The sequence below is a fragment of the Pseudundibacterium arcticum genome, from assembly GCF_042646465.1.
Classification (GTDB): Bacteria; Pseudomonadota; Gammaproteobacteria; order Burkholderiales; family Burkholderiaceae_D; genus Undibacterium_A; species Undibacterium_A arcticum.
In genome coordinates, this window is sequence record NZ_JBHRTP010000090.1 from 23,044 (window position 1) to 30,023 (window position 6,980).

Annotated in this window: 5 protein-coding genes; 4 read left to right on the plus strand and 1 reads right to left on the minus strand. The window is 57.1% G+C overall.

The features are described from left to right. Nucleotides 1-132: 132 nt before the first annotated feature. From ald to ACFOFO_RS23205, 4 genes are all read left to right on the plus strand, one after another. Nucleotides 133-1,248: an alanine dehydrogenase gene (gene ald, locus ACFOFO_RS23190; RefSeq protein ID WP_390333040.1), complete on the plus strand. Its 1,116-nt coding sequence runs from the start codon at nucleotides 133-135 to the stop codon at nucleotides 1,246-1,248. 142 nt (nucleotides 1,249-1,390) lie between these two features. Continuing rightward, nucleotides 1,391-2,647, plus strand: coding sequence for a Zn-dependent hydrolase (locus ACFOFO_RS23195; protein WP_390333033.1), 1,257 nt, complete (start codon nucleotides 1,391-1,393; stop codon nucleotides 2,645-2,647). Nucleotides 2,648-2,789: 142 nt separating this feature from the next. Next, complete coding sequence (speB, locus tag ACFOFO_RS23200; protein ID WP_390327569.1) at nucleotides 2,790-3,752, plus strand: agmatinase; 963 nt, start codon at nucleotides 2,790-2,792, stop codon at nucleotides 3,750-3,752. Between the two features lie 410 nt (nucleotides 3,753-4,162). Next, nucleotides 4,163-5,449: an agmatine deiminase family protein gene (locus ACFOFO_RS23205; protein ID WP_390333035.1), complete on the plus strand. Its 1,287-nt coding sequence runs from the start codon at nucleotides 4,163-4,165 to the stop codon at nucleotides 5,447-5,449. 228 nt (nucleotides 5,450-5,677) lie between these two features. On the opposite strand, the gene ACFOFO_RS23210 is transcribed toward ACFOFO_RS23205, so the two are convergent. Beyond that, nucleotides 5,678-6,913 (minus strand): agmatine deiminase family protein, encoded by a 1,236-nt coding sequence (locus ACFOFO_RS23210; protein WP_390333037.1) that lies wholly within the window; start codon nucleotides 6,911-6,913, stop codon nucleotides 5,678-5,680. Nucleotides 6,914-6,980: the final 67 nt, after the last annotated feature.

Sequence of the window (6,980 nt, forward strand, 5' to 3'; positions counted from 1 at the left end):
TAGCTCCGTGTCTGCAATCCGGCGCAGGTCCCGATCCCGTTTGACGGGACACGGCAGGCCTGCAGTACCGGAGAGCGGTGGTATTTTTCGTAAGTCCCACACAAAAGAAAGGTAAATGAAATGAGCAAAGCCATGCTGGTTGGAGTTCCGAAAGAAATCAAAAATCACGAGTACCGCGTGGGACTGACGCCTGCCAGCGTGCGCGAACTTTGCTTGCATGGTCATAACGTGATCGTGCAAAGAAATGCGGGTGCAGAGATCGGACTGAGCGACGATCAATACGTGGCAGCTGGTGCCGTCATGGTTGACACTGCATCAGAAATTTTCAAGCGCGCCGACATGATCGTCAAGGTCAAGGAGCCGCAGCCGGTTGAATGCGCGATGCTGCGCGAAGGACAGATCCTCTACACCTATTTGCATCTGGCGCCGGACCCCGAGCAAACCGCAGCCCTGGTCAGATCGGGTGCGGTTTGCATTGCCTACGAAACCGTGACCGGCCCCGGCGGCGGCTTGCCGTTGCTGGCGCCGATGAGCGAAGTGGCCGGACGCATGTCGATCCAGGCCGGTGCCGCACATCTGGAAAAATCCAAAGGCGGCAGCGGCTTGCTGCTCGGCGGCGTCCCCGGCGTCGCACCGGCCCATGTGGTGATTATCGGCGCCGGGGTGGTCGGCACCAACGCCTTGCAGATGGCGGTCGGCGTCGGCGCGCGGGTGACGGTGATCGACAAGAGCGTCGAGCGCCTGCGCCAACTGGATCTGGTGTACGGCAATCGGATCGTGACGCTGTATTCGAATGCGCAGGCGATCGAGGATTCCGTATTGAGCGCCGATCTGGTGATTGGCGGCGTGCTGATTCCCGGCGCGGCCGCACCCAAGCTGGTGACGCGCGCCATGGTATCGAACATGAAGCCGGGTTCGGTCTTGGTCGACGTGGCAATTGATCAGGGCGGCTGCTTTGAAACCTCGCACGCTACCACGCACGAGCATCCGACTTTCGTCGTCGACCGGACGGTGCATTACTGCGTCGCAAATATGCCCGGCGCGGTGGCCCGTACCTCGACCATCGCTCTGAACAACGCCACCATCGGTCATGCGCTGGCACTGGCCGACCTGGGTTGGCGAGGTGCGCTCAAAGCCAACCCGCATTTGAAGAATGGCTTGAACATTTGCCTGGGAAAAGTGTGTTGCGCGCCGGTGGCGCGCGACCTTGGTTATGACTACGTGCCGGCGGATGCGCTGCTGGATTGACGGGCAGCGTACAGGAATGAATGGCGCGTGATCGGAACTTGTACAAGGGGAACTAAGCAGGCGCGACGCTGGCCCGGACGATCCGTCGCTTAAGGATGCCGGTTTCTGGCGTGTTTGGCGCCCCTGATTTGAAGAGGAATGTATGCAGCATCATCGGAACACCATGGCTATCAATGGGCAACGCTTATGGCGGTCATTAATGGACCTCGCGGCAATTGGCGCTACTGAAAAAGGCGGCAATTGCCGGCTGGCGCTGACCGATCTTGACCGCCAAGGACGCGATCTTGTGGTCGGCTGGATGAAAGATGCCGGGCTGACCATCACCGTGGATCAGGTAGGCAATATCTTCGGTCGACGTGCGGGGCGCAACAATGCATTGGCGCCGATCATGACCGGCAGCCATATCGATACACAACCGACTGGCGGCAAATTTGACGGTTGCTATGGGGTCCTGGCCGGCCTGGAAATAATGCGTAGCTTGCGCGAGCACGATATCGTGACTGAGGCGCCGTTAGAGCTGGCGATTTGGACCAACGAAGAGGGTTCACGCTTCGTGCCGGTAATGATGGGCTCCGGCGTGTTTGCGAATAAATTTCCGCTGGAGACCGCGCTGGACGCATGCGATGTAGCCGGTAAATCGGTGCGCGACGAATTGCGCGCAATTGGGTATGCCGGTATTGCACCGGTTGGTGGGCGGCCACTAGGCGCCTATTTTGAAGCGCATATCGAGCAGGGACCGATCCTGGAGAATGAACAAAAAGTGATCGGTGTCGTCACCGGTTCGCTTGGTGTGCGCTGGTACGACGTTACGGTCACGGGAATGGAGATGCACGCCGGCCCGACACCGATGGCGATCCGCAAAGACGCGCTGTTTGTCGCCACCCACTTGATGCAGGAAGTGATTCATATCGCCAATGCTAACCAGCCGCACGGTCGCGGTACGGTCGGCGTGGTGCAGGTGCATCCTGGCTCGCGCAACGTGATTCCAGGACGCGTGATGTTTACCGTCGACTTGCGGCATCAGGACGAGGCAACACTGACCGAGATGGATGCGCGTTGGCGTCAAGCTTGCGTGGATGTGCAGCGAGAATACGGATTACAGGTAGCGCTGAAGGATGTACAGTATTTTCCACCGACGCCGTTCGACCCGCAACTGGTGCGGATGGTGCGCGAAGGCGCATCGGCGGCGGGCTTGTCGCATATGGACATCGTCACGGGCGCCGGTCATGATGCAGTCTATATTGCATCGGTAGCGCCGACCGCGATGATCTTCGTGCCCTGCAAGGATGGCATCAGCCATAATGAAATCGAGGATGCGCAACCAGAACATCTGGAGGCCGGCTGCAACGTGCTGCTGGCAGCGATGCTGGCAAGCTCGAGCGCCACAACAGCCTCTTAGCCTTGCTGCGTCACAAACATTGCATAAGCATAGTTCGCCCCCCGGCCATTGACCCTGAAAAGGGGAAGGGGCGCTCATGTTTAACACGGCAGGATTAGTGGAATCACATTACGCGCATTATGAAAAAGATGGAGAAATTAAAATGAAACTACCGATTCAAGGTGACGGCGCAATTCGTCGCAAATCGCTCTACGGCACCTGCAGCGAAAACACTTACGCCGGCGTACTCAGCTTCATGCGGCGCAATTACTCCCGCGACCTGAGCGGGGTCGACGTGGCGGTATCCGGCATCCCGCTCGACCTCGCCACTACCTTCCGCCCAGGCGCCCGCCTCGGTCCGGCAGCGGTGCGTGCCGCCAGTGTGCAAATGAATGAACTGCTGGCGTATCCGTGGGGTTTCGACCCGTTCGACGAGCTGGCCGTGATCGACTACGGCGACTGCTGGCTCGATGCCCACAATCCGATGACGATTTCGCACAGCATCGTTGAGCATGCGCGCACCATTCTCGCCAGCGGTGCAAAAATGCTGACCTTCGGCGGCGATCACTACATCACTTACCCATTGTTGAAGGCACATGCGGAAAAGTATGGCAAACCGCTGTCGCTGATCCACTTTGACGCGCACTGTGATACCTGGCCGGATGACAGCCCGGATTCGCTCAATCACGGCAGCATGTTTTACAAGGCCGTCAAGGATGGCTTGATCGACCCGGCAACTTCGGTGCAGGTTGGCATCCGCACCTGGAATGACGACTTCATGGGCATCAACATCCTGGACGCGCCGTGGGTGCATGCCCACGGCCCGCAGGCGACGCTGGAAAAGATCTTGTCGATCGTCGGCAAGCGTCCGACTTACCTGACTTTCGATATCGACTGCCTCGACCCGGCCTTTGCACCGGGCACCGGTACCCCGGTCGCCGGTGGCCTGAGTAGCGCCCAGGCGCTGGCCATCATTCGCGGCATGGGACCAGTGAACCTGGTCGGCATGGATGTGGTGGAAGTGTCGCCGCCGTTCGACCAGAGTGAAATCACGGCGCTGGCGGCCGCGCATATCGCCGCCGACCTGCTGTGCGTGCTGCGCAACCAGAAGCTTGCCCGTCGCTGAGATTTTCAATTCGGCCAGGAGCTGCGCGCACGCGTGCTGTTGATCGTGTATCTCTCATCAATTCGATCGTGATTTTCTCAACTTCCGATAAAAAAATTATCGGAAGTCTCTTCCTACTTGCTTGCATCTACCCATCACCGCTCCTGATTAGCTGAGCAAGCCAGGCATCTCCCATTCAAATGAAAGGAATGCCGACGTCATGGCACGCAGCGCGGGTGATCCTGCGTGCATGCGATGCGATGCCGTCTGCAACGCCTTTCGAAATGGCACCATCAAAAAGATATCAAACCGGTTCTATGTAGTAAAACCGGAATGCTTCAACATGAGGCTGCCCGGCTGACCGAACACAAGGTGCCACATGCGGTGAGACTTGGATGGCAAATACAAAAAACTAATCTAGGAGATTTTTTATGAAAAAGTACGATCGGCGCAATTTTTTCAAGTTATCTGGCATGGGTTTGCTCAGTGTCGCAGTTACTTCGACTTTTGGCCTCACTTCAGCTTTCGCTACCGCCACTACCTATACCTTCCCGCCTGAATGGGCGCCGCAAGCTTCAGTCTGGCTATGTTGGGATTCCACCGATGACTTGCATCGCACTACCGATGCCGCAATGCATGCAGTCACCGCACAAATTGTTGAGGCGCTGCACTCCAAAAATACCAAGGTCGACATGATTGTTAGTGGCGATGCGGCGAAGGCGGACTGCTTGAATTTTTTAAACAATTATCAAGTCGATCCGCAAAAAATCAGATTTCATAACTATAAGGAAAGTTACATATTCATGCGGGATATGGGGCCGCTGTTCGTTAAAACGACGGACGGCAATCCAATGATCGCAGATTTTTCCTGGAACTACTATGGGACATGGAACGTGGGCCGAGGCAAGGCCGTCGGTGACGTCGATCGGGCGATGGCGGCGGAATTGAATGTGCCGATGGTCAAATCTGACATTGTCGCCGAAGGCGGCGGCTATGAGGTGAATGGCGCGGGCGTGTTGATGGCATTCCAGGATATGGCAATGCAGCGCAATCCTGGCAAAACACTGGCCCAGATTGAGTCGGAAGTGCTGCGCTTATACGGACAGCAGAAAATGATTTGGCTGCCGCTCAGTCCTATCTCCGACAAATTGAACACCGACGGCAGCCCGGTGATGGAGAATTTCTTCGGTTACGGGGCGAACGGTCACGTCGACGAAGTCGCGCGCTTCGTGGATACAAATACGATTTTAGTTGCTAAAGTTTCTGAGGCGGCAAGAGACAGCAATAATCTGGAAAAATCGGATTATGAGCGGATCGAAGAAGTAGCGCGGGTGTTGCAGAACGCGACCGATGTCAACGGCAATCCGTTCACCATTATTCGGGTGACGAATCCTGATTTGGCGCTGCTGTGGAAGGAAAGAACGATTAACCCCGGAGAGGAAGGTTTCGGCTTTCACGCAGGGGATATCGTGATCGATCTTCCAGCCGTCAGCTATATGAACTTCCTGATCTCCAACGGTATCGTCATCATGGCCAAATATTGGGAGCCAGGAAAGCCGGATAGCTTGAAGCAATTGGATGCGCAGGCAAAAGCAACGATACAAAGCGTGTTCCCTACCCGTGAAATCAAGCAAATCGATCCGCTCGCGATTAACTGGTGGGGTGGCGGCATCCATTGCATCACTCAGCAAACGCCGTTCTTTAACGTTCAGCCGTAACAGATGGCGTTGATGTGATCGCATGGATGCTTCTTCTTAAATTCGGATAATCCGAAACTATCAGGTTCGACCACTAGCTGCCTGGTACAGCTTGTGCGCCGAATTTGCATACCAAAGTCGATGCCCGCATAGCGTCGGTGAAGGATCGCGCCCGCATACGTCGGGCGCGATCCCCTCATTCGGCCCGCGACACGACTTGCGCGCCGCTCCCGTCATTGGACACACGCATTACCACAGCGCCGGAATGTGCTGGGTGATGCAGTGGACACCGCCGCCGCCCCAAGCCAGGGTACGTGCGGTCACGCCGACCACTTCAAGCCCAGGGTACAGGGCACTGATGGTTGCCAACGCTGCGGCATCTTCCGGCACGTTCGCAATCGGGACCACAATGCCGCCGTTGGTCCGATAGTAGTTGGTGTAGCTAAACGTCTTCACCTCGTACCCGGTAATGGTGAAGTGCGGTTGTTGGTGTATCTCCACCAATTCGAAGGAGCGGCCTCTGGCATCGGTGCTTTGCTGCAGCACTGCCTTGTTGGCTGCCATTCTGGTCTCGTTCCCGGTGCCGGTACCCGGCGCAGTGAAGATGAGCAGCTTGGCCGGCGCGACGTAGGAGGCGACCAGATCGATGTGGCCATTCGTGATGTTGTCAAACTCAAGGCCGTACGGCAGCCAGATGAACTTGGTGGCACCGTAGGCCGCCAGCAGCGTGTTCTCGATCTGGCTCTTGGTCATCGTCGGGTTGCGATTGGGATTGAGCAGGCATTCTTCAGTGCCAATCAGGGTTCCCTGACCATCGGTGATCACGGATCCTCCCTCCAACACCATGTTGACGTCGACGCGCGGCACGTTGAGGTACGCACATACACCGACTGGAAGAAAATCGTCCTTGTCATACGGGTATTTATTGCCCCAGCCGTTGAACTGGAAGTCGAGCCCGAGCCTCTTTTTCCCGGTTTGGTTCAGCGCGAAGATCGGCCCGTTGTCGCGGGTCCAGCAATCGTTGATCGGATACTCGATGACAGTGACGGTGGGACCGCATTGTTGAATCGCATCAGCGGATCGGCCCGTCATGGCCACCATGGTGACCGGCTCGTAGCGGGCGATGGCCTTGGCGACGGCGGCAACTTCGGCTTGCACGTCTTTCAGCTTGCCGCCCCACGCATCGGTGGCATCCCATGGAAAGGCCATCAGTGTGCCCGAGTGGCGTTCCCACTCTGCGGGAGCGTGGTAGACGTCAGTCGCCGCTGCTGCTTCATTCGAGCGGCCGGCGAGGAAGGGGAACGTGGTCAGCGCAGCGGCCATTGCTGCGCCGACACCGAAGCGCCGGCGGCTCATCATCGCCGGCTCGTGCGCGGACTGATTGCTTTGATGCGACAACGGGGCTGCATCATGCGCTTGCGCTTCTGCCGCGGTGCTAAACAACTGATCATCGGCTGACCTAAATGCCTGCTCTTCTTTCTTCATGTGTATGTCTCCTCAGTAGTGTCCCAACGTTTTCACGTCAGGAGTTTGTAAGTTAATGATTTTCCTG